The organism is Pseudarthrobacter linnaei (assembly GCF_055412825.1).
Genome location: NZ_JBVAYX010000021.1, coordinates 39320 through 60846, shown reverse-complemented (window position 1 = coordinate 60846; position 21527 = coordinate 39320). Strand labels below are relative to the sequence as shown.

Sequence of the window (21527 nt, the reverse complement as noted above, 5' to 3'; positions counted from 1 at the left end):
CCACCCGGGTCAGGAAGTCCGGGTCGTTCTCGACGGCGGTGCGGGTCAGGGCGTGTTCCATCCGGTCGGCGGCCTCGGCGTCGCAGACGTGGCGGACACGGTCCAGGGCCAGGGTGATGATGGTCGCGGCCCGGGATGCGACCTCGCCGGCGGTGACGGCGGAGCCGAGTTCCCCGTGGACCGGCGGCAGTGGTTCGCCGGTGAATCCCTGCCGCGGCAGCAGGCATTCGGCCAGGGACAGCCGGCGGCGGGCCTCGCCGGCACTGATCCGCAACCGCGCCCGCAGGAACTCCGTGGTGTTCCGGTAGCCGTCATCCACAGCAGTACCAGCAACTGCCGGTCTCCCAGCAACAGCCGGGGCATCCGCAGTACCAGCAACTGCCGGGGTCCCAGCAACAGCCGGGGCGTCCGCAGCAACAGCAGCTGCCGGGCTCCCAGCAACAGCCGGGGCGTTCGGGGTTCCAGAGGCCCGGGCCGCCGCGGCCACGCCGTCCGGCCAGGCAGTCCCGCTCCCAGACTCCGTGCAAGCTCCGGGATCGGTGCTCTCGCGCCAGCCGGTGGTCCACGAGGTGCCCGCCTTCGTGGCGGCGGCCGCGGCCTGCTTCCGGGTCCGGTCCACGGCCCCGGCCGCCACGAGCTGAAGATACTCCGTGACCCGCGAGAGCTCCTCCACGGTGCCGGCGAAATCCGAGGCGGCCTGGAACCCCAGCAGCGCCGCGTCCTCGACCGCCGTCAACCCCACCTCCCGGAGTATGGCCAGGGCGTCAGCCACACCGTCCGCACCGGGCTGACCGGCCCGGGAGGTACCGCGGCCGGCGCTGCGTTCAGCGTCCCGGTCCGTGTCCTCGCAAGCAATGAAATCCCTGACGGTTTCCATGAAACAAAATCTACCGCCGAGCTCTGACATTCTTCGCGGCCCGTTACCCTGGCGGCAGAATCCCGTCGTCAGCAGGATTCAGGAGGTTTCAGGAGGTTTAAGGAAGACTCAGGACCGGCCATCCAGGAACCGCGGCCGGCCAAACTGGGTGCGAACCCCGGGTGAGAACAGCACCGATTCGGGCGGACCCGTGACGTTGATGCCGGCCGCCGCGACCAGCTGATCCTCGAGCTGGGTCACTTGCGCCCTGTACAGCGGCCACGCAGTGTGCGTGTTGGGAACGTACAGGGTCCTGCCTCGGAATCGGGTGTGCAGACCGAACCGGGCAGTGAGGTGGAGGGACAGCGGATCGGTTGCCTCGACGTCGAACTCCGGGGCAACCGCAAAGTCGCTTCGGGCACCGCCCCGGAACCGCCGCACCCAGTACCCGGCCCGGGGGTTCGCCGCGCCCGGCGGGACGGCCGGTCCCGTCTGCCCGGCCGGCCGCGCTGCCGCCCCAGCCGACCCGGTCTGCCCAGCAGGCCGGGCAGCCGACCCAGCCGGACCCGCCAGCCCAGCCGGACCCAGCAGCCCGGCCGGACGTCCGCCCTCCAGAGAAGCGAAAGGATCCAAAGCTCCCACCCCGCCGAACCCCGCCCGCGACCACACATAGGGAATCCCGGCCGCCCGCGCCGCAAGCACTACCGCCAGCCGCGTGGCATCCAGGCTGAGAAAAACCACGCCCCGGGTGCCGGCCGGTTCCCTGGAGTAGAGGCGCACGTTGATCTCGTTGAAGCTCCCGAAATAGGGGATCCCGGGCCCGCGACCCAGGCCGGCGCCCTGCATGCGGAAGCCGATCAGCCCCACCCAAGCGGATCCGTCGAACTCGTCCGGCACGACGCCCGGCGGCATGAACGGCGCCGCGACGGCATGAGGGATGCGCCAGTGGAGAAAGACTGCGTCCGTCCACCGCTGGTCCATGATGATCGGGGTCGGGAGCTCAGGGGCATTCGGCCAGGGATCGGGATGCATGATGGCGGGCACGCTAGTTCGGCAGCCGGGTGGTGTCCGGAAGCGCCCCGCCAGCGAGGAGTCCTCCGGTCGTGTCGGCCAGGGCAAGGGAAGCGGCGGATTCAGTCATGTCCAGAGCCTAACTGCCGACTGTGGCACCCGGAAGCGGTTCAGCCCGCAGATGACGAGACGGAGGAGCCTTCGGGTTGCTTCTGCCAGGGCCAGCGACCGGTGATTTCAAGCTCGAGCGAGAAGCTCAGGAAGGTCCGGATCAGCACGATAATGGCGAGTACTCCGACGCTTTCGAAGGTCGGAGTGACGGCGACGGTCCGGATGATGTCGGCCGCCACCAGGAGCTCCAGCCCGAGCAGGATCGAACGGCCCAGCAATTGCCGGTAGGAACGGTAAACCGACATCGGCTCGGCCCCTTCCGGCACCCGCCGCGGCTGGAAGCCACGCATCGCCATAGGGACGGACACGATCGCACCGATCACCATCACGGCCACGCCGGCGATGTCCATGTACCCGCCGACTGCCTGAATCATCTCTTGAAAATCCATGGTTCCCCTCAGAGAAATGGGTGGTGGAATCCGAAGCACCCGTTCAGGGGTACCGTACGCCCTGGCCGGCGAGTATGTCCCGGTAGCCTTCCCGGAAAGTCGGGTACCGGAACTCGAATCCAGTGCTCCGCAACAGCGCATTGCTGCAGCGTTTGTTGCCTCCGCGCGACGGCTCACCGCCGCCGGCCTGCGAGTTGCCGGACTGTGAGCTGCCGGCCTGTGAGTTGCCGGCCTGTGAGTTGCCGGCCTGTGAGTTGCCGGTCGGCGAGTTGCCGTTCTTTGAGCCGCCGCCCTGTCCGCCACGGTCAGCCGTGCCCGACGGCGGCTGGGGAAGGCCCAGTTCGGCGGCCAGGAAGCTCAGCACCTCGCCGAGTTCGGCGGGCTCGTTGTCCACGCCGAGATAGACCGGGTCCGGTGCGGATTCCATGCTGCACAAATGCACGATCGCGGCCGCGGCGTCGTCGCGGTGGATGCGGTTGGTGAAGCGTGACTCGGCCGGAATGACTGCGGACCCGCCGCGGACCTGGTCAATGAGCCGGGTCCGCCCGGGACCATAGATACCGCCGAGCCGCAGCACCACGGGGGTGATACCGGTGCCGCTCAACCGGCTGGTGAGGAGATCCTCCGCCTCGCGGATGGTGCGGCCCGAGAAGCCGCCGGGTGCCGGCGTCGTGCGTTCATCAACCCAGTCTCCGCCGGCATCGCCGTAAACGGCGGTGGAGGAGACGAACAGCACGCGCCGGACCGGGGCGCCGGCGTCCAGTACGGCGTCCAGGACGTTGGAGAGCCCGTCCACATACGCCGCCCGGTAGGCAGCCTCGGTGGGGGAGTCCGCCGCAATCGCGACGACGACGGCGGTGGTGTCCGCCGGGAGGGGCGGCAGTTCACCGGCGCTCAGGTCAGCCACCGCACCTTCGATGGCGGGCGGAAGTTTCTCCGGCGAACGCCGCCAGCCCACCACCCGGTGCCCTGCCGCGGCGAAACGGAGCGCCGCCTCGGTGCCCAGATCGCCGCAACCGGCCATAAGTACAGTCATGGCCCCAGTCTGCCAGTGTTCCGGCTACGCAATGAATCGGTTAGCGAGGCCTTGAGGAAAACTTGAAGTGATCTTGCCTTCCACCGAGGCCTGGCCTTGAAAGGAGCCGGGCATTGTTGTTCTTGTCAGCCTTTGGGGGCCGGCTACAACAATCACCTAGTCCGGTGCTCACGGCCCGGCTTCACGAAACGGATATCTGATGGGTCTCAACCTCAAGTCCACGTCCAGCAAGGTCCTCGCCTCCGCCGCGCTCCTCGCCGCAGCCGCCGGAGTGGCCGGCATGGGCACCTATGGTGGCTTCACCACCAGCACCTCGGCCTCCGCCGACGTCAAGGCCGGCGTGGTTAACCTCGCCGTCGGAACGGGCGCCAACAACCGACTCAGCGTCGCCGCCTCGGGCGCCGTTCCCGGCGACAGCATCCAGCGTGCAGTCACCCTCTCCAACGGCGGCGACCAGAACCTGGCCTCGATCGCCCTCACCACCGCGGCCTCCCCGTCCTCGAAGCTTGACACGGACGTTGTCAACGGCCTGCAGATGAAGATCGACGGTTGCACTGTGCCGTGGACCGAGGCGGGGACGTCCCCCTCTCTCACCTACACCTGCTCCGGCACCACCACCGCAGTCCTGGCTTCCCGGGGAGTGACCGGCAGCAACCTCGCGCTGACCGGGCTTGCCTCCGTGACTGCGGCAAAAACCGACTACCTTCGGGTTACGCTCACGGTTCCTGTGACCGCGGACAACACGTTTCAGGGCCTGAACAGCACCATGAGCTTCTCCTTCGACGCCATCCAGCGCGCCGCCGGCAACAAGTAGCGTTTCGCAGGAGTCCAGTTCGGCCCGGACGCGGCCGAACTGGGCTCCGTGGCTGGGCCCGTACCATCCATACCTGCAGGGAAGGACACCGTGAGCGACGTCATTGCCAGGAGTGTTCCTGGGTGCGGCGAACCCGCAGCCGCCGCTCCGAGCCATGGCCGGCGGCGAGGCTCGACGCGGGCAGCGCCAGCGCAGCGCCCGGCGTCGACGCCCCTTGCCGTCCTCGGACGAATCGTCCTGGCATTGGTTCTGACCTCCGCCGTTGCGATCTTTCTGTTTTTGGCGGTCGGACCACGGTTCCTTAACTATCAGACGTCCACCATGCTCACCGGGAGCATGTCGCCGGGGATCAACCCGGGCGATGTTGTGGTCAGCGTGCGGACTCCGGTCTCCGAGCTCAAGGTCGGCGACGTCATCACTTACAGCATTCCGGTTGACGATCGTCGAATTGAAACCCACCGCGTAATCGGCATCAACCGGGACCCGGCAGGCCTGGCCTCCGTCACCACTAAGGGTGACGCCAACCCCGGAGCGGACCCGTGGACCGCTGTCCTGTCCGAGGACTACGTCTACATCACAGGTGGCGTCGTCCCTTACCTCGGCGACGGCATCCGGGCGCTCCGCCAGCCACTCGTGCAGTCCGTACTCCTGTATGGGGCCCCCGCCCTGCTCGTCGTGGTGCTGCTGACATCGATCTGGGGGAAGCCTGCTGTGCAGGCCCTACCGGATGATGAGGCGGCAACGGAAGGGAGCCGGCCATGAACCCTTGCAACCTAATCGTCCTGGACACCAGGCAGATTGATCGCCTCGCCGTCGAGCTGGATTCGCGGTCCTATGCCGTGGGCTTCGTCTGCCGTTTCCTCGAACACCTGCCGGACAGGTTGAAGTGCGTCCACCAAAGCTTGTTCGAAGGCAAGAGCGCGGGAGCCCTGGCCGCGATCCGCAGCGTCGCGACCTCGGCGGCGATGGCCGGGGCGGTCCAACTCGAGGGCCAAAGCCGGACGGTCGAGGGGTGCATCCGCGCCGGCGACCTCGAGGCGGCCCTGGCAGCTGCCGGGGAACTCAACTCCAATGCGGCCGAATTCGCCCGGCACTTGGACGCGCTCCTTGATTCCTCAGGTCCCCCGCAGCGCGAGCCCTGGACACATCCGGAGTCTTAGCCGGCGTTGGGCGCTGCTGCTGTCGGCGGAGAGCCGTAAAACGCCACGACGGGGAGACTCAGCGAGACGGTGGTTCCGCCGCCGGGGGCCGCACCGATTTCCAGCGCTCCGCCATGGGCCTGGGCGATCCGGACACAAGTTGCGAGCCCCAGTCCGACCCCGGGCGGATCGTCGGCGCGGTGCAACCGGACAAGAGGCTCAGTGACGCGGACCCGATCCTTAGCGGGTATGCCCTTGCCGTTGTCCGTCACGTGGACGGCCACGCCCTCTGGTCCGGCCTCGGCCGTGACCAGGATTCTCGGTGGGACGTTCGGACGTCGATAAGCCAAGGCATTCTGGATGAGGTTCTGCAGGAGCGTGCGCAATTGTCCGGCGTCGGCATGCAGGGAGATGTCGGAAACCGTGATCTCCGCCCCGGCCTCCTTGAGGCCGGAAGCCAGGTCCTCTTCAACGTCGCGGACCAACGAAGCGAGGGACACCTGGCAGGGCCGGAGCGCGCCGCCGATCCGGGAGAACGAGAGAATATCATCCACCATTGCCAGCATCCGGCGAGCAGTCCTGCCAATAAGGCGGAAGTCTTCGGCCTCTGTTGGGTTTCTCAGTTCGCCGAGCTCGGTGAAACCTATGACGCTGGTCAACGGGTTGCGCAGATCGTGGCTGACGCGTCCGGCGAACGATTCGAGCAGCGCGTTGCTGTTCCGTGCCTCTTCCAGGCTCGTGGCGAGCATGCGGGCGTGGTGCTGGAGTTCGAACACCTCCACCACCTGCGATGCGATGATCTCAAGCGCCGTCTTCTGGTCAGGGGAGAGCACTGCGGGCGCGGGCGAAAAGACGCACAGCGAACCCAAGACGAATCCCGCAGCCGTGGTGAGCGGTACCGAAGCGTAGAACCTGATGGAGGCTACGTGTCCTGTGACAAAGGGGTGGTCCCTGAACAGCGGGTCCCGCGAGGCATCCGTTACAACGGTGGTCTCGCCGCGGAGGAATACGCTGGCGCACATCGAATCTTCAAGGGAACACACGCCCGGGTCCATCCCCACTGCCGCAACGTGGTGCTGACTGTCAGCGGTGATGATGTTGACCACGCCAAAGGGGATGCCGGTTGAACTGGTGGCCAGGACCAGCAGTTTCTGGAGCTGGGCAAGCGTATCGGGTGTCCCTGCTCCGGTCCGGGCTGCGAAGGGTTTGAGGTGCGGCAGTCCGTATTCAGTGAGCTGTGATTCGCGGCTCGCCACGGACCTGGTCCCTGGGGAGCCAGGTGCCGCGTAGCGGCCTGGCGAAACCGGGGACAACTAAGCTACCTCTTCCGCTGGAGCCATCCGGTATCCGACGCCGCGGACCGTGCGGATGAATCGTGGTTCCCGGCCCCGGTCGCCGAGCTTTTTGCGGAGGTTACCGATATGGACCTCAACGAGATGCTCGTCCATGGCCCATTCATTGCCCCAGACCTTGGTCAGGAGGGCTTTGCGGGTCCACACCCGGCGCGGTGCACCGGTCAGCGATTCCAGCAGGTCGAATTCCGTGCGCGTCAAAACCAGTTCCGTGCCGTCCAGCGAGGCAGTCCGGCCCTCGGGTTCGACAACGAGGGGCCCGTGTCGGCGGACGTCGGCGGACTCCGGAACCCGGGATGGAGCTGCCGCCAGGGCGGCCTCCGAGCCACGGCGACCGGATCCGGCCGCTCCGGCGGCCTCGGGCGGGAAGGATTCCGCCGGGACGGGTCCGACGTCGGAGGCCCTGCGTTGCGGGGTCCTGCGTTCTTCAGTGCCGGAGCTGGAGCGGGTGTTGGCTCGGTGGTCGGTGGCCCCGGCGGGCAGGAAATCACTTGCGCGGCGCTGGGGTGTGGGGCGTTGCGGCGTGGGCCGGTGACGGCGCAGCACGGCGGCCACGCGGGCCTGCACCGTGCGGGGACTGAACGGCTTTCCGATGAAGTCGTCGGCGCCGGTTTCCAGCCCGATCAGCTCGTCGATCTCGTCCACCCGGGCCGTGATCATAAAGACGTAGGCATCGGAGAACTTCCGGAGCCGGCGGCACACTTCCACGCCGTCCAAATCGGGAAGGTTGAGGTCCAGGGTCACGATGTCCGGCCGCTGTTCATTGATGACCAGGAGGGCCTCGGCTCCGGAGGAAGCTTCGAAAACGGCGAAGCCCTGCATTTCCAGTGTCCGGCGAAGGAGCAGGCGGATATCGCTGTCGTCGTCGACGACAACAGCTCGGAGTTGTCCCAGTGAATCAAACATGAACCCAGCTTCTAGACGAAGAGACTCACGTGTCACAGTCACCCCACGTGCCACACGCCGTGACATAGGCCTCATGTGTCACAGTGTTTCAGGCTAACACGCTTTTTTCTTGAGCCAATGTTGAAGATTTGCCGGGTCTGCCGTTGAGGCTGGTCTGCCAAGGTGGAGGTAGCAACTGATCCGCCCGTACAGAAAGCGTTTTTAGTGAACGTCGCCAAGCCCACTCCAGCAGCCCCGCGGGTCTTTCCCGCCTGGCTGGTGCGGCTGCGCGGTCTGCTCACGATCCCGGTGGCCGTGATGCTGGTGCTGGGCGCCCCGGGTCTCTCCTATGCGGCGTTCACAGCCCGAACCACCGCTTCCATGAGCATAGGAACCTACGAGATTCCCGCGCCGGCGACAGCGACAGGCAGCCGGACCTGCCAAACCGGGCCGCTCAGGGTCTCCATCACAATCTCCAGCTTTGCGCCCGTCAGCCGGGCCACGTCCTATATCGCAACCGTGACGGCCCCGGACGGCACGGTCAGCAGCAAGACCGTATCCGCCAGCGGGTTCAGCTTCACCAAGTCTTCCTCGAAGGCAGGTACCTACACGCTGCTGATCAAAGCGCGGGTCGGCGGCTGGACCGGGGCCGCGATCCAGAAGACCTACACCTGCAACTAGGCTGAGCTCGAACCTGCGTCAGCTGCCCTCGCCGCGCCCGGGCCGGCCGGCCTCGAACGCCAGGGTTTAGCGTGCCGGGATCGGGAAGAAGACCCGCGGATCCTGCAGCAGTGCCGGGTAGTCAAAGTCCGAGCGCTTCAGGATCTCGTCGACCTTGAAGTTGCGCGCGAAGCGGCCCTCCACGGTGATCGGACGGCCCAGGACCTTGCCCACGGCGAAGGACGCACCGCCGTCGAACGGGACGGCGACCGTCGAGTTGCCGGGAAGGGTGTTGAAAGCTTCTTCCTGATGCTGGCGCTTGCGGGTGGGCTTCTTCACGAGCTGCTTCGGCGGGAGCTTGCGCTGCTTCGCGGGCCGGCGGGCGCCCGAGTCGGCGTATACGAACTGGTAGTCGTCGTCGCCCGCGGCGGCAGCCTTCGCCTTGCCCATGAGGGGCAGGCTGACGGTGTCCAATTTTTCGGGCTCGGTCTCATCGAGCGGCAGGCGGAGGACCCACATGCGGTCGCCCGCAGGATCCTCCGGCACCAGCTCAAGCCTGGGCTCGGGCCAGACGTACTCCAGGTCAGGCTCGGTATCCGGGAACAGCTCCGTGTAGAACCGCGGGTCCTTGGAGATCAGCCGGGAGCGGTGGCTCAGGTGCAGTTCGGGGGCTCCGAGCCACGGCGGCATGGGGATCTTCGCGGCGTAGTCAGGGTGCGCTGCCTGCGGGGCGAATTCCATGATCTTCTCGCGGGTGGTGTCCTCGCCGCCGCGGGCGGTCCACTCATCGACCACGGTCAGGCCGTAGAGGGTCAGTGCGGGAACGTACCCCATCCACATCCGGATGGCCGGGTGCGACTGCCAGCCGTACTCCGGGATCACCAGCGCACGCAGGGTCTGCAGTGCTTCAACGCGCTGCTTGCCGAGCCGTGCACGGTCCAAAACCGCGGCGCTCTGCTGGAAATCGGGGAACGGGAGAAAAGTCTGCATCTCTCCAGTTTGGGGCCAAGGAGCCAATGCGCCAATTGCGGACGGCCGCGGGTGAGCGTGTTCACATTTTGGAATGGGACAGACAGCCACATCATCGGCGCGTAAACTAACACAAAACAGCCCCGCCCCACGGAAGACACGCGCCCATGTCGAAGAATCCAGTACTTGTTTCTGCGGCGCCGCCTGCGCCTGCGCCCCTGCCCAAATATGGACAATTATTGAGTCCCGACGCGCACGGCATCCTGGTTCTGGAGGAGTTCACGATCGATCCGGCGGCTGCCCGCAAGGAGCAGAACGGATTCCGGATGGCGCTCGCCTCCGTGGCGCTGACCATGCGGCGGCTGCTGGCGCTCCGGCTGTTTATCGCGTTTGTGGCGATCGGCAATCTTCCCCTGTTCCTGCTTTCCAGCGGCTGGGAGATCTATGTCGTCTCGCTGACCCTGGTGGTGGCGGTCCACGCCGGGGTGTCCTGGTTGAACCGGCACGAGCCCAAGATCCGCCAGCGGCGGATGCAGGAACTCCACCTCAACCGCGAAAAAAGCGACAACTACCGAAAGGTCCGCGACGCGGTGAAGTACGTCATCGACGCTCCGGCCCGCATGAACGAGAGCCTCTACCTCGAACTGCTCGCCGCCAAGCGGGTGGCGCTGCACCTGGCCATGGGGACCGTGGCCCTGCTGGACACCAGTGACGACACCGCGTGGAAAGTGCGGATCGTCCGCGAGATTCCGCAGGCCGCCTGAGTGAAAGCCGCCTGAGTGAAGGCAGCCTGAGTGGGGGCCGCCTGAGAGCGGCCGGTTGACTCTGGCCGGTTGCGGCCCCGGCCGCCACAGCCCGGGAAGTACCAAAGAAGCCAGCACGACGCCGGAGAATCCCCCTGGGGGAACGCTCCGGCGTCGTGGGTTAAGCGCTGTTGCCAAAGCCGGCAACGGGCCGGCCGGGCTCAGGTCAGGCCGGCAGCTGCAGCACCTGTCCCGGGAACACCACATCAGGATCGCTGATAGTGGCCGCGTTGGCATCGGCCAGCAGCTGCCAGCCGCCGGCAATGTTGAGCTTCTCGGCGACCTTGCTCAACGTATCGCCGCTCTGGATCGTGTAGCTCTCGCCGCTCAGCGGAACTGCCGCCACGTGGCGCGCAGCCGGGGCGGCTGCCTTAGGGGCTGCTGCCTTGGGAGCGGCTGCCTTCGGCGAGACAGCCTTGGGTGCCGCTGCCTTGGCGGGCGCCTTGGCTGCCGGGGCGGGAACGGATGCGGGCGCCTGCGTCACGGGCACGCTCTGCGGCGCGACTGCGCCGCCGGTCAGTCCGAGCTTCGCGGAGCAGGACGGCCACGCTCCCCAGCCCTGGCCGGCCTGAACCCGCTCGGCGACGGCGATCTGCTGCTCACGGCTGGCGCTGGCCGCAGACCCGGTCCCGCCATAGGCCGCCCAGGTGCTGGGGCTGAACTGCAGCCCGCCTGCGTAGCCGTTACCCGTGTTGATGCCCCAGTTCCCGCTGCTTTCGCACTGGGCCAAGGAATCCCAGACCGAACTGGCGGTGGCGGTGGGGACGGCTGCGTTCGCAGCCGAGGCGGATAGTGCAACGCCGGCGATCGAAACGGCGGCGAGAGTGGCGCCGCGGCGCGCGACAGTGCTGTACGTGGATTTCTTCATGGGATTGATGCTCCTGAGGGCCACCGGTGCTCGGTCCGTCCCCGGACGTTGTCGCACTACTGCCCGCCCCTGACAATAGAGGTCGTTGCGGTGTCTACCGGTCGGGCAGTATGTGGTGGTGGTAGCACCGGGCATTCATGCCCGGTGTCCGGGCATGACCACTAGGCTAATTCAGGCTGGCGCCGTTATCAAGCCGTTATCAAGCCCTAATTTCCGTGGCCCCCTGCTGGCTCAGCCGCCGGCGATTTCCCGGAGCACACTGAGGTGCTCCAGCCAGGCTTCCCTCCCCGTCTTCGTCAGGCTGACGGAAGTGCGGGGCCGCTTGCCCACGAAGTACTTGCGGATCTTGATGAAGCAGGCCTCCTCGAGGACGCTCAACTGCTTGCTGAGCACCGAATCGCTGACTTGCACAGTGTCGCGGAGGTCCTTGAAGTCGAGCTCTTGAGCCGCCGCCAGTCCAGCGAGTATGGAGAACCGGACGGGCTGATGGACGATCTCCGAGAGCCGATGCCGTGGGTGGTCTCCCGCTGGGATCATTGGCGGGCCTCGTGCCAGGCGCATGCGGTGGTCACGGCTGCCAGGGCGCCGGAGGAGAGGCAGACGCCGAGGAGGTTCTCACCCTGTGAGAGGGCAGCGAAGAGGATCGCAACAGCGTAGGTGGCGGTCCAAAGTCCGCCGTAGATCGCCCACCGCTTCGTGAAGCCCTTCTTGATTGACGCCGCGAAGACAGTCATGAAGGCGACCAGGATGATATTCCAGATCATAATGGCCATCATCGCGATGAAGTACGGCTGCCCCGTGGTCAGGCCCATTGCCAGTGTCCCCATGGAAGTGGAGACGCCAAAGCTGAGCATGAAGGCAATGTGCGGCCAGCCTGCGGCAGCTGTGGCTGAATTGCCCAGGGATTCAGCCCTGGCCAGCAGTTCCCGGGCCTCTTCGGGGGAGGGGGCGGTGCTGTCTGTGGCTGGCATGGTGACTGCTGTTCGCTGGCTGTGCAATCAGGATAGAAAGTACTTTCCAATCTGGCAAGTACTTTTCCAGTCTTGACCCTCTCAGCCTCCGAGCACCGCGGCCAGGTACGGCGCAGTCCTGCTCTTCTTGGACCGGGCGACGACGGCGGGCGTCCCCACTGCGATGATCTTGCCGCCGGCGTCCCCGCCTGCCGGGCCAAGATCGATGACCCAGTCGGCGGCGGCCACCACGTCCATCTCGTGCTCCACAACGATCACGGTGTTGCCGGCGTCGACCAGCCGGTGCAGCTGCGCCATGAGGAGTTCGACGTCGGCCGGGTGCAACCCGGTGGTGGGCTCGTCCAGCAGGTAGAGCGAGTGTCCGCGCTGGGCGCGCTGCAGTTCGGTGGCGAGCTTGATGCGCTGGGCTTCGCCGCCGGAGAGCTCGGTGGCGGGCTGGCCGAGCCGGAGGTAGCCCAGTCCCACCTCGCGGAGGGTTTCCAGGCTGCGCGCGGCGGCGGGGACGGCATCCAGGAACTCCGCGGCGGCGTTCACCGTCATGCCCAGGACCTCTGCCACGTTCTTGCCGCGGTAGGTGACCTCGAGGGTTTCCGGGTTGTAGCGCGAACCGTGGCATTCCGGGCAGGGGCCATAGCTGCCGGGCAGGAACAGCAGTTCGACGGCGACGAAGCCCTCGCCCTGGCAGGTCTCGCAGCGGCCGCCCGCAACGTTGAAGGAGAAGCGGCCGGCACCGAACCCGCGGGCCCGGGCCTCCTCGGTGGCCGCGAATTCCTTGCGGACCGCGTCGAAGAGGCCCGTGTACGTGGCGAGGTTGGAGCGCGGGGTGCGGCCGATCGGCTTCTGGTCCACCTTGACGAGGCGGTCCAGCTGGTCGAGTCCGGAGACCGGGCCGACGCTGAGCGGGCCGGCGGACTCGGCGTCCGCGGACTCCAGGTCCGCCGCGTCCTTCTCGGCGGCGTCCGTCTCCGGATGCAGCCGGGCGCCGACGACCTCGGCGAGGACCTGGCTGACCAGGGTTGACTTTCCGGAGCCGGAGACGCCGGTGACCGCGGTCAGCACCCCGAGCGGGAAGTCGGCGTCGAGTGCACGCAGGTTGTGTCGGGTGATGTCGCGCAGCTCCAGCCAGCCAGCGGCGTCCCGGCGGTCTCGGGCGTCGGGGGAGCCGCCGCCGGGGGAGCCGCCGCCGTCGGCTGTTTTCGACCCGTCCGCCTTCCCGGTTTTGTCGACCGAACCCGACCCGGGGAACAGGAACGGCCGGGTCACCGATTCGTCCACCTCCGCGAGCCCGGCGACGGGGCCGCTGTAGAGCACTTCGCCGCCACCCTCGCCGGCGCGCGGGCCGACGTCGACCAGCCAGTCGGCGCGGCGGACGATGTCCATGTTGTGCTCCACCACGAACACGGAGTTGCCGGAGGACTTGAGCTGGTCCAGGACCGCGAGGAGGGGCTCGGCGTCGGCCGGATGCAGGCCGGCGGAGGGCTCATCGAGCACGTAGATCACGCCGAAGAGGCCGGAACGCAGCTGGGTGGCGATCCGGAGCCGCTGCATCTCGCCGGGGGAGAGCGTCGGGGTGGACCGGCCCAGCGCGAGGTAGCCCAGGCCGAGGTCCAGCAGCACCGTGACCCGCTGGAGCAGGTCCCGGGTGATGGCGACCGCCACCTCGTTGGATTCGCCGGAGCTCTGCTTGCGCGAGGCGGTCCCGGCCTCCGTGAGTTCGGTGGTGGGCCGGATGATCCCGGCCAGTTCGCTCATGGGCACGGCGTTGAGCTCGGCGATGGTGCGGCCGGCGAACGTCACGGCCAGGGCGGCCGGGGTCAGGCCGGCGCCGCCGCAGACCGGGCAGGGGCCGGTTTCCATAAAGCGCAGCACCTTCTCGCGCATCGTGGTGCTCTTGGAGTCGGCGAGGGTGTGCAGCACGTAGCTCCTCGCGCTCCAGAACCGGCCCTTGTAGGGCTTGGCGACCCGGTCCCGCTGGGGCGTCACCTCCACGACGGGCTGTTCCTCGGTGAAGAGGATCCAGTCGCGGTCCTTCCGGGACAGCTTCCGCCAGGGGGTGTCGACGTCGTAGCCCAGGTGCGTGAGGATGTCGCGCAGGTTCTTGCCCTGCCAGGCGCCGGGCCAGGCCGCGATTGCGCCGTCGCGGACGCTCAGCGAGGTGTCCGGGACCAGCGAGGACTCGGTGACGGTGTGCGCGATGCCGAGGCCATGGCACTCCGGGCACGCACCGGCTGCGGTGTTGGGGGAGAACGCGTCCGAATCGAGCTGGCTGGCGCCCTCCGGGTAGCTGCCGGCGCGGGAGAAGAGCATCCGCAGGGAGTTCGACAGCGTCGTGACCGTGCCGACCGTGGACCGGGAACTGGGTGTCCCGCGGCGCTGTTGGAGCGCGACGGCGGGCGGCAGCCCCGAGATCATCTCCACCTTGGGGTTGTGGCCCTGCTGGATCAGCCGCCGGGCGTAGGGCGCCACGGACTCGAAGTAGCGGCGCTGGGCCTCGGCGTAGATGGTCCCGAAGGCCAGCGAGGACTTGCCGGAGCCGGAAACGCCGGTGAACGCGACGATCGCGTCGCGGGGCACGTCCACGTCCACGTTCCGCAGGTTGTTCTCCCGGGCGCCGCGCACCCGGACAAAGCCGTCCGTGGGACGGCCGGCGCCTAGCCCGGGAAGGGACGGGCCGGACAGGTGGGAAGCATGCTGATCACTGTGCATCCAATCGACTCTATCGGTGTCTGCTGCCTGCGGGCATATCCTTACCGAATGGAAACTAACGACGGCGTCGCTGCCACCGGGGACGCTGCACCGGACAGCCCACTACCTCCCACCCCCGAGAGTCCCGCCTTCGCCGAGGTTCCCGAGGAGGTGCACGGTCCGCTGCCGGTCGCTGAGCTCCATCTGCACATCGAGGGAACCCTTGAGCCCGAGCTGATCTTCGCCCTGGCGGAACGCAACGGCATCCAGCTTCCGTATGCGGACCTGGACGAGCTGCGTTCCCGCTATGAGTTCACGGACCTGCAGTCGTTCCTGGACCTCTACTACGCCAACATGGCGGTGCTGCGGACCGAGCAGGACTTCGCGGACATGACCCGGGCGTACCTGGCCCGGGCCGCGCTCGCCGGCGTCCGGCACGCCGAAATCATGCTGGATCCGCAGGCGCACCTGTCCCGCGGGGTGGCCCTGGAGACCTGCGTCAACGGCGTGGCGTCCGTGCTGGCCGGATCGGAGCAGGAGTTCGGGATGTCCACCCTGCTCATCGCCGCTTTCCTGCGCGACCTGTCCGAGGACGCCGCCCTGGAGGTGCTGGAGCAGCTGCTCGCCATGGACGCGCCGATCGCGGGCATCGGCCTCGACTCGGCCGAGGTGGGCAACCCGCCCGCCAAATTCGAACGGCTCTTCGCCCGGGCCAAGGACGCCGGGCTGCACCGGACCGCGCACGCCGGCGAGGAGGGCCCGCCGTCGTACATCATCGATGCGCTGGACATCCTGGACGTGGAGCGGATCGACCACGGGATCCGCTGCATGGAGGATCCGGACCTGGTGGAGCGGCTGGTGGAGGGGCTCGTGCCGCTCACTGTGTGCCCGCTGTCCAACGTCCGGCTCCGCGCGGTGGACACCCTGACGGAGCATCCGCTGCCCGCCATGCTTGCCGCGGGGCTGAACGTGAGCGTGAACTCCGATGACCCGGCGTATTTCGGCGGGTACGTGGACGACAACTTCGCGCAGCTGAAGTCGGTGGTTGGGCTGTCCGAATTCGACTGCGTGCGGATGGCGGCCAACTCGATCCGTTCGTCCTTCGCGAGCGAGGAACGCAAGACCGAGCTGCTGGCCGAACTGGCCGCCTCCGGGCACTAACCCCCCAAGCAACGCGGGGTCACCTACGGCCCATCCAGCAGCCTCGCATGGGCCCCAACTGACCCCGCGTTGCCCTGCCACTCCTGGTTGCTAAAACCTGTGGATGGGAACCATAACTGACAGGGCAACGCGGGGTCTCTCACTGCCCGTCGCGGGGCGCCGCTTCGGCTGGGGGTGCGGGATCTGCGAAGAGTCCGATCAGTCCGTCGATTTCCCGGGTCGCTGTGGTGGGGTGGCGGAAGTGCTGGTGGGGTTCAATGGCGTAGCGGGTACGTCGTCCTTCCCGGATGCGGCGCAGGTATCTGCCGTCTTCGAGATCCTTGAGGATCTGCAGGGTTGAGCGCGGAGTGATCCCGACCCTCGCGGCGATGTCGGTAATACGGGCCTGGGGGTCTGCGGCCACCGAGAGCAGCACGTGCCCGTGGTTCGTGAGAAAGGTCCAGGTTGGGCGCAAGGATGTTGGCGGTGCCGGATGAAGGGGCGGTCTCGGTCCCTCTCCCGAACCGGGTGGTGGGATTGTCATGGATTCTCCTTGCGGATGGCTGGTACCGGCAGCATTCCTGTCGGGACGCAGGCGCTGTGCCTTCGTGATGATCGTGCCATCATCTTGCCTTGCCGGCGTTACGAGGATGAAGGCGCGAATTCCCTGCACAATCTGGTGGCCCGTTCTTCGAACAACATCAACCAGTTCGCACGTCAGGCCAACGCCACGAGCGAGTTCCCCGCCGAGGCGCCAGCGCCAGCGCCTCAGCGACCGAGGGGGAGTTCGTCCGCCGTGCCCGGGACACCGGCCTACTGGTTCGGCCGCGCCACGCGAAGGACACGACCGACGTCATTGTCGGGTGATCCGTAGCCGAACGCCCCCAAGCAGGGCGAGCGGCCCATCAAACTGTGTCTCACATCAGTAGTACACCTCACCTGTGAGGCCGCGAACGCGTGCGGGTTGAATTTCCGGCGGTCATCCGTGGCTACCGTCGCCGCCTGTCGGGGGGACCCAGCGCAGGGTGTTCCTGGACTTGAGGCACTGGATCATTTTCTCGGCGGTGCCGAAGATACCCTCACGCTACATATCGGCAAGTTGAGCCTGATCGATAGGATCGAAAGCATGACTGACGCCCGCGACCTGGCACTCCCCACCGGTTACACCGACCTCCTCGGCGAGCTCAAGAGCCGGGTCCGGGCCGCACGCACCAAGGCGCTGCGGACAGTCAACACCCAATTGATAGAGCTGTACTGGTCCATCGATCGGACGATCCTGGAGCGCCAGGACGTTGAGAGCTGGGGGAGCGGGGTCATCGGACGGTTGGCAGATGACTTGCGGCGGAGTTCCCGGAGACGAAGGGGCTGTCCCGCCGCAACCTCTTTTACATGCGCGGGTTCGCCGCAGCCTGGCCGGAGGCAATTGTGCAACAGACTGTTGCACAATTGCCCTGGGGCCACATCACGGTCCTGCTGGACAAGGCGGACACCCCGGAACAACGTGCCTGGTACGCCGCAGCGGCCGTGGACTACGGATGGTCCCGCAACGTGCTCATGAACATGGTCATGAACAGGACCCGGGAACGCACCGGGGCAGCGCCGTCTAACTTCCAGCATCAGCTCGTAGCCCCGGATTCAGAGCTCGCGCAACAAATTGCCAAAGACCCCTACAACTTCGAGTTCCTCGGCCTGAGCGGGGAAGTCGCCGAACGGGACCTCGAGAACGCCCTCACCGGCAGGATCACCGAAACCCTGCGCGAACTCGGGCCCGGCTTTTCCTTCGTCGGCCGGCAAGTCCACTTCGACGTCGACGGAGACGATTTCTATGTGGACCTGCTCTTCTTCCACATCGAGCAATCCCGGTACGTCGTCATCGAGCTCAAGACCGGCAAGTTCCAGCCCGAAGACGCCGGCAAGCTCAACTTCTACGCCGCACTCGTCGACGACGTGCTTCGGCGCGGCCACCATAACGAAACCATCGGGATCCTGATCTGCGGCAGCAAGAATGACCGCAGCGTCCGCTACAGCCTCGGCCGCTCCACCTCGCCCATTGCCGTCGCCGCATACACGTATGAGGCTCTGCCCGATGACGTGCGGCAGGGGCTACCGGGTGCAGAGCACCTGACAGCTGCTCTCGAGTGGACCGAAGCCGAGGAGTCGTAACCATGATCGCCCGTTCCTTCAGGCCTGGACTCTGCGCCGCCATCGCCGCTCTCGTCCTGCTGGGCGGCTCGGTTACCGGTTGCAATGCCATCGAAGGAAATCCTGGGACATGGGGCCCCTCACAGCCCTACGCGCATGAGCCGATGAACGAGATCTCAGTGGCCACTCCGGTGGCGAGTGAGGGAGAAACAGGTAGTGTCGCCCGCTCATTGGAAAAGGCAGGGTTCTTCTGTGCACAGGTGAGGGCTAACGACAATGCCCGCCAGATCTGGTGCCGGCACACCCCTGCGGGGAGTTTTGATTCCGGGGAATCCGCTGTAACCCGTGTGGACCTTGTCAGTACACTCGATGGCCGCCTGCAGTACGCCTATCTCGGTCTTCCCGATCAAGCCGGCACCACCTGGGAGACGGACCAGGCCGGGAACCTGATGGCCGTGCTGGAGGCGTCCATGCTTGCGTTGTGGCCCGGCGACGCGGGACCGGTCCGCGACACGTTGGACAAAGTCGCAAACCCTGACACGGGAATTGGGAAGGACAGGAGCGATCCACGTCCTCCGGCCCGGGCGAGCATCACAACCGGACATGCCATCTACGCCATAGGGGAAGGGCGGCATTTTGGAGAAGGGATCACCGTTAGCGGTGCGCCCGGCCTGACAGTGACCGTGACTACTAAGGCCGCAACGGACCGCAGCTGGCCATATGGAGGCGAGCACTACGCCACAACCACTACTGCAGCGGCACCGGGTCTGGAAGCCGGCGGGTTCGACTGCTACGGCCCGGAACAGTCACCGTGTACTCGCCCCGCGGGAAACCAACAGATCACCTACACCACCCGCGACCGAACGGACCAGATCCTCGCCGCGGACGTGGGAATGGGGGGAGGCATCCTTCAGCCGGCGCAGGGTCCCACCAGCATCAGGGAATGGGGCTTTCCACAGGGTCTGACCTTTCTGACAAACGGTGTCCGACCGGCAGTGGAACAGCAACTCAACCATGCCCGGCTGACGGGCGAGTCCTTCATCGGCATCCTGGAAGGAACAGTAGTGGTGCTCGAGGCCCGGAAAACGCCATCGCAGCCGGACGGGACCTACGCCGTGCGCGTTGATCTCACCATCGGCGCACCCCTTGTCACCGTTCCGGGGAGCTGAAGGGGGAAACAGGGGAGACAGACTCCGGACTCACAGAGCCCGGAGGTCTGTCTCCCCTCAGTAGAAGCGCATAGATTCGGATTATGAAGCTGTGCCGCCATCGTGGAGATATGACCGTTCGACGGGGACGAAGACCGCGCTGGTCCGGTCGGCCAGCGGGGCAATCGGGGCCTTGCCGCTTTGGGCCTGGCGGACCAGCTTTCCCTACAACATCCTGGGGCCCTGATCGTTTCCCGGGAGGCACTGGTGGCGCGGTACCGCAGGCTAGCGGGCCAGGTACTGCTCGTGCTGGCGGTGCGCTTCGGCCACCTCGACGCGGATCGTGTCCACGTCCTTGGCCTTGTTGCGGTACTTCGGCTCCATCTGTTCGATCTGCCGTTCTTCTTCCAGCAGGGCCTTGTAGATCCGTTCGCGCTCGGCGGGGTCCGCGGTGTATTCAAGGTCCAGGTAGCTGACGGCGTGCCGGCGGGCATTGTTGATGGCAGTCTGTGCCATGCCGGCCTTGCTGACCAGCGATGCCACCACCGTGAAGACCAGAACGCCGATGATGACACTCAGGGACAGACCCGTGCTGATCTCCACGACCGGGACCGGCTCGCCGCCGTTGACGAACGGCAGGTTGTTCTCATGCAGGGCATGCAGGATCAGCTTGACGCCGATGAAGGCCAGGATCGCGGCCAGGCCGTAGGCGAGGTAGATCAGGCGGTCCAGCAGGCCGTCGATCAGGAAGTACAGCTGGCGCAGGCCCATCAGCGAGAACGCCGTGGCGGTGAACACGATGTAGACGTTCTGGGTCAGGCCGAAGATGGCCGGGATCGAGTCCAGCGCGAACAGGAGGTCCGTCCCGCCGATGGCCACCATGACCAACAGCATCGGGGTCAGGACCTTTTTGCCGTTTTCCATCGTGAACAGCTTGTCGCCGTCGTAGTGATCGGTGGTGTGGAAGAGCCGGCGGGCCAGGCGGATGATGAAGTTGTCGGCCGTGTCCTCGCCTTCGGGTTCGGGCTTGAGCAGGTTGCCGGCCGTGATCAGCAGGATCAAACCGAAGGCGTAGAAGACCCAGGCAAAGGAATTAATCAAGGCCGCGCCGAGGAAAATGAAGCCGGTGCGGGCAATCAGCGCGAACACGATGCCGAAGAGCAGGACCTTTTGCTGGTCCTCGCGTGGAACGCGGAAGCTGGCGATGATGATCAGGAAGACAAACAGGTTGTCCACCGAGAGCGCCTTCTCCGTGATGTACCCGGCGAAATACTCCGAGCCCATATCCGGGCCGCCGAAGATCAGAACGAGAATGCCGAAAACTACGGCGATGCCCACATAGAGGGCGGACCAGAAGGCCGCTTCCTTCAGCGTGGGGACGTGTGCCTTGCGTATATGGAAGAAGTAGTCAAAGGCCAGCAGGGCAAGAATGACCACAATGGTGATGCCCCAGATCAGGGGAGAAACAGTCAACGGAGTTCCTACTTTCGTAAGGTGGGTACTAGAGAGCCTCATAAGTCTCTCCGCCCGCCGTCCGGCTGGCCGCTGCACCCGGCCAGGCAACGGTGCCTGACGTGTTGACGATTGCAGCGCTTCGGAATACTCCCCTACGCGCCTTCACTCTAACCGGGATCTCAGCTAGACACGAATCAGCCAGCCGGCCGAGGAATAAACGGCCGCGACCGCCGGCAGGCTGGCTCCAGTATCGGAGGAAATCTGGAGCCAACCCAAGGAATCGGCACCTGGGGGTGTGCCGTGCGGTAGTTCCCAACGTCGGTGCCACGTCCCGCGATCAAGATATGGATTGGACCTGCGCATTTCCTTGGGAGTTACCATGACGCCATGGCCTCGGTCACCCTCGATGGGATCTCCGATGAGAAGCTGCGCCCGGACCCGGCCTCGATCCCGCGGCGGCGCCCGCGTGGACGTACGGCCACTATCCGAGAGCCATGGTCATGACCGGCGTGGACCTTGGCCCGAAGCCATCGAACAGCCGTCCTGGTCCGCGAGTCCGGAACGTGTCACCGTGACATGATCGAGGTCACCGCGCCAACGAACATCGGCAATACAGCCAGCGACGCCACGAGGAGCATGCCCCGCCCCGCCCAGAGGGCGGCCCGCGGATGCCCTGACCGTGTGTCGGGGACGACCTTGGCCCACGCCATCACGAGGAGCGCTCCGAGTCCGAGCACGATCCCCGCCGGCGGGAAAAGGACCGCCGCCAACAGCGGCAGATAGGACTTCCAGGTCTTATTGGTCAAGGGCCGAAGACGGTCACTGACCGCGCCGGCCACTGCCGCGACTGCGCCCCGTGGAACACGGCGAGGGTCGCGAACAAGACGACCGACAGCCAACCGGGTTCGGCAATGTCGAAGTCAATATTGTCCGGCCGCAGCGGATCCACGGACGCTCCGAAGCCCAGGAGAAGCACTACACCCAGCGCCGGACCCGCCAACCGGCCGGCGGGCAGCCACCGGCGCATCAGCAT

23 protein-coding genes and 1 pseudogene are annotated in these 21527 nt (G+C 66.4%); 9 read left to right on the top strand and 15 right to left on the bottom strand.

Annotated elements, in window-relative coordinates; translation table 11 throughout:
* From ACZYZ3_RS15750 to ACZYZ3_RS15735, 4 genes are all read right to left on the bottom strand, one after another.
* On the bottom strand, nucleotides 1–877 hold an 877-nt coding region (locus ACZYZ3_RS15750), incomplete at its 3' end, for a DUF222 domain-containing protein (RefSeq protein ID WP_463964753.1).
* Between the two features lie 108 nt (nucleotides 878–985).
* Nucleotides 986–1888 carry a YqjF family protein gene (locus ACZYZ3_RS15745; RefSeq protein ID WP_463964752.1) on the bottom strand — a complete coding sequence of 301 codons (903 nt, stop codon included), beginning with the start codon at nucleotides 1886–1888 and terminating at the stop codon, nucleotides 986–988.
* A gap of 149 nt (nucleotides 1889–2037) precedes the next feature.
* Complete coding sequence (locus ACZYZ3_RS15740; protein ID WP_463964751.1) at nucleotides 2038–2427, bottom strand: DUF1622 domain-containing protein; 390 nt, start codon at nucleotides 2425–2427, stop codon at nucleotides 2038–2040.
* A 43-nt stretch (nucleotides 2428–2470) separates the two neighbouring features.
* Entirely contained in the window at nucleotides 2471–3463 is a 993-nt protein-coding gene (locus tag ACZYZ3_RS15735; RefSeq protein ID WP_463964750.1) for an SDR family oxidoreductase, read from the bottom strand.
* 199 nt (nucleotides 3464–3662) lie between these two features.
* Between ACZYZ3_RS15735 and ACZYZ3_RS15730 the strand changes: the two genes are divergently transcribed.
* The 3 genes from ACZYZ3_RS15730 to ACZYZ3_RS15720 are packed head-to-tail and all read left to right on the top strand — an operon-like array spanning nucleotide 3663 to nucleotide 5437.
* A complete protein-coding gene (locus tag ACZYZ3_RS15730; RefSeq protein ID WP_463964749.1) occupies nucleotides 3663–4277 on the top strand; it encodes a TasA family protein in 615 nt (204 codons plus the stop codon).
* Between the two features lie 48 nt (nucleotides 4278–4325).
* Nucleotides 4326–5039, top strand: coding sequence for a signal peptidase I (locus ACZYZ3_RS15725; protein WP_463964748.1), 714 nt, complete (start codon nucleotides 4326–4328; stop codon nucleotides 5037–5039).
* Nucleotides 5036–5437 (top strand): hypothetical protein, encoded by a 402-nt coding sequence (locus ACZYZ3_RS15720; RefSeq protein ID WP_463964747.1) that lies wholly within the window; start codon nucleotides 5036–5038, stop codon nucleotides 5435–5437. Before ACZYZ3_RS15725 ends, ACZYZ3_RS15720 begins: the two co-directional genes overlap by 4 nt.
* Here ACZYZ3_RS15720 and ACZYZ3_RS15715 read toward each other — a convergent pair.
* Both ACZYZ3_RS15715 and ACZYZ3_RS15710 read right to left on the bottom strand, forming a co-directional pair.
* On the bottom strand, nucleotides 5434–6672 hold the full coding sequence (locus ACZYZ3_RS15715) for a GAF domain-containing sensor histidine kinase (RefSeq protein WP_463964746.1): 1239 nt from the start codon (nucleotides 6670–6672) through the stop codon (nucleotides 5434–5436). The genes ACZYZ3_RS15720 and ACZYZ3_RS15715 overlap by 4 nt on opposite strands.
* A gap of 57 nt (nucleotides 6673–6729) precedes the next feature.
* Nucleotides 6730–7674 (bottom strand): response regulator transcription factor, encoded by a 945-nt coding sequence (locus ACZYZ3_RS15710; RefSeq protein ID WP_463964745.1) that lies wholly within the window; start codon nucleotides 7672–7674, stop codon nucleotides 6730–6732.
* 162 nt (nucleotides 7675–7836) lie between these two features.
* Here ACZYZ3_RS15710 and ACZYZ3_RS15705 point away from each other — a divergent pair, with 162 nt between their 5' ends.
* Nucleotides 7837–8334, top strand: a complete 498-nt coding sequence (locus ACZYZ3_RS15705) for a hypothetical protein (RefSeq protein WP_463964744.1) — start codon at nucleotides 7837–7839, stop codon at nucleotides 8332–8334.
* Nucleotides 8335–8400: 66 nt separating this feature from the next.
* Here the strand turns inward: ACZYZ3_RS15705 and ACZYZ3_RS15700 are convergent, their stop codons facing one another.
* Nucleotides 8401–9303 carry an MSMEG_6728 family protein gene (locus tag ACZYZ3_RS15700; RefSeq protein ID WP_463964743.1) on the bottom strand — a complete coding sequence of 301 codons (903 nt, stop codon included), beginning with the start codon at nucleotides 9301–9303 and terminating at the stop codon, nucleotides 8401–8403.
* Between the two features lie 146 nt (nucleotides 9304–9449).
* On the opposite strand from ACZYZ3_RS15700, the gene ACZYZ3_RS15695 reads away from it, so the two are divergent.
* Complete coding sequence (locus ACZYZ3_RS15695; protein WP_463964742.1) at nucleotides 9450–10046, top strand: hypothetical protein; 597 nt, start codon at nucleotides 9450–9452, stop codon at nucleotides 10044–10046.
* A gap of 205 nt (nucleotides 10047–10251) precedes the next feature.
* On the opposite strand, the gene ACZYZ3_RS15690 is transcribed toward ACZYZ3_RS15695, so the two are convergent.
* The 4 genes from ACZYZ3_RS15690 to ACZYZ3_RS15675 form a co-directional block, all read right to left on the bottom strand.
* Nucleotides 10252–10953 (bottom strand): transglycosylase family protein, encoded by a 702-nt coding sequence (locus ACZYZ3_RS15690; RefSeq protein WP_463964741.1) that lies wholly within the window; start codon nucleotides 10951–10953, stop codon nucleotides 10252–10254.
* A 231-nt stretch (nucleotides 10954–11184) separates the two neighbouring features.
* Nucleotides 11185–11490 (bottom strand): winged helix-turn-helix domain-containing protein, encoded by a 306-nt coding sequence (locus ACZYZ3_RS15685; RefSeq protein WP_463964740.1) that lies wholly within the window; start codon nucleotides 11488–11490, stop codon nucleotides 11185–11187.
* Nucleotides 11487–11924 carry a hypothetical protein gene (locus ACZYZ3_RS15680; protein WP_463964739.1) on the bottom strand — a complete coding sequence of 146 codons (438 nt, stop codon included), beginning with the start codon at nucleotides 11922–11924 and terminating at the stop codon, nucleotides 11487–11489. The genes ACZYZ3_RS15685 and ACZYZ3_RS15680 overlap by 4 nt, the downstream gene beginning before the upstream one ends.
* Nucleotides 11925–12005: 81 nt before the next feature.
* Nucleotides 12006–14630: an excinuclease ABC subunit UvrA gene (locus tag ACZYZ3_RS15675; protein ID WP_463964738.1), complete on the bottom strand. Its 2625-nt coding sequence runs from the start codon at nucleotides 14628–14630 to the stop codon at nucleotides 12006–12008.
* 48 nt (nucleotides 14631–14678) lie between these two features.
* Here ACZYZ3_RS15675 and ACZYZ3_RS15670 point away from each other — a divergent pair, with 48 nt between their 5' ends.
* Nucleotides 14679–15770 carry an adenosine deaminase gene (locus tag ACZYZ3_RS15670; protein ID WP_463964737.1) on the top strand — a complete coding sequence of 364 codons (1092 nt, stop codon included), beginning with the start codon at nucleotides 14679–14681 and terminating at the stop codon, nucleotides 15768–15770.
* A 139-nt stretch (nucleotides 15771–15909) separates the two neighbouring features.
* On the opposite strand, the gene ACZYZ3_RS15665 is transcribed toward ACZYZ3_RS15670, so the two are convergent.
* Nucleotides 15910–16224: a winged helix-turn-helix transcriptional regulator gene (locus tag ACZYZ3_RS15665; protein ID WP_463964736.1), complete on the bottom strand. Its 315-nt coding sequence runs from the start codon at nucleotides 16222–16224 to the stop codon at nucleotides 15910–15912.
* Between the two features lie 18 nt (nucleotides 16225–16242).
* Between ACZYZ3_RS15665 and mobC the strand changes: the two genes are divergently transcribed.
* The 3 genes and pseudogenes from mobC to ACZYZ3_RS15650 all read left to right on the top strand — a co-directional run bounded on the left by mobC (nucleotide 16243) and on the right by ACZYZ3_RS15650 (nucleotide 19060).
* A complete protein-coding gene (gene mobC, locus ACZYZ3_RS15660) occupies nucleotides 16243–16623 on the top strand; it encodes a plasmid mobilization relaxosome protein MobC (RefSeq protein ID WP_463964735.1) in 381 nt (126 codons plus the stop codon).
* Between the two features lie 252 nt (nucleotides 16624–16875).
* A pseudogene (locus tag ACZYZ3_RS15655) lies at nucleotides 16876–17912 on the top strand (PDDEXK nuclease domain-containing protein).
* Nucleotides 17913–18574: 662 nt separating this feature from the next.
* The gene (locus ACZYZ3_RS15650) at nucleotides 18575–19060 is read left to right on the top strand and encodes a hypothetical protein (RefSeq protein WP_463964734.1); all 486 of its coding nucleotides are present in this window, start codon (nucleotides 18575–18577) and stop codon (nucleotides 19058–19060) included.
* Between the two features lie 264 nt (nucleotides 19061–19324).
* Here ACZYZ3_RS15650 and ACZYZ3_RS15645 read toward each other — a convergent pair whose 3' ends face one another.
* The 3 genes from ACZYZ3_RS15645 to ACZYZ3_RS15635 all read right to left on the bottom strand — a co-directional run bounded on the left by ACZYZ3_RS15645 (nucleotide 19325) and on the right by ACZYZ3_RS15635 (nucleotide 21527).
* Nucleotides 19325–20512 carry a TerC family protein gene (locus ACZYZ3_RS15645; protein WP_463964733.1) on the bottom strand — a complete coding sequence of 396 codons (1188 nt, stop codon included), beginning with the start codon at nucleotides 20510–20512 and terminating at the stop codon, nucleotides 19325–19327.
* Between the two features lie 548 nt (nucleotides 20513–21060).
* Nucleotides 21061–21300: a hypothetical protein gene (locus tag ACZYZ3_RS15640; RefSeq protein WP_463964732.1), complete on the bottom strand. Its 240-nt coding sequence runs from the start codon at nucleotides 21298–21300 to the stop codon at nucleotides 21061–21063.
* On the bottom strand, nucleotides 21297–21527 hold the full coding sequence (locus ACZYZ3_RS15635) for a hypothetical protein (protein WP_463964731.1): 231 nt from the start codon (nucleotides 21525–21527) through the stop codon (nucleotides 21297–21299). The genes ACZYZ3_RS15640 and ACZYZ3_RS15635 overlap by 4 nt, the downstream gene beginning before the upstream one ends.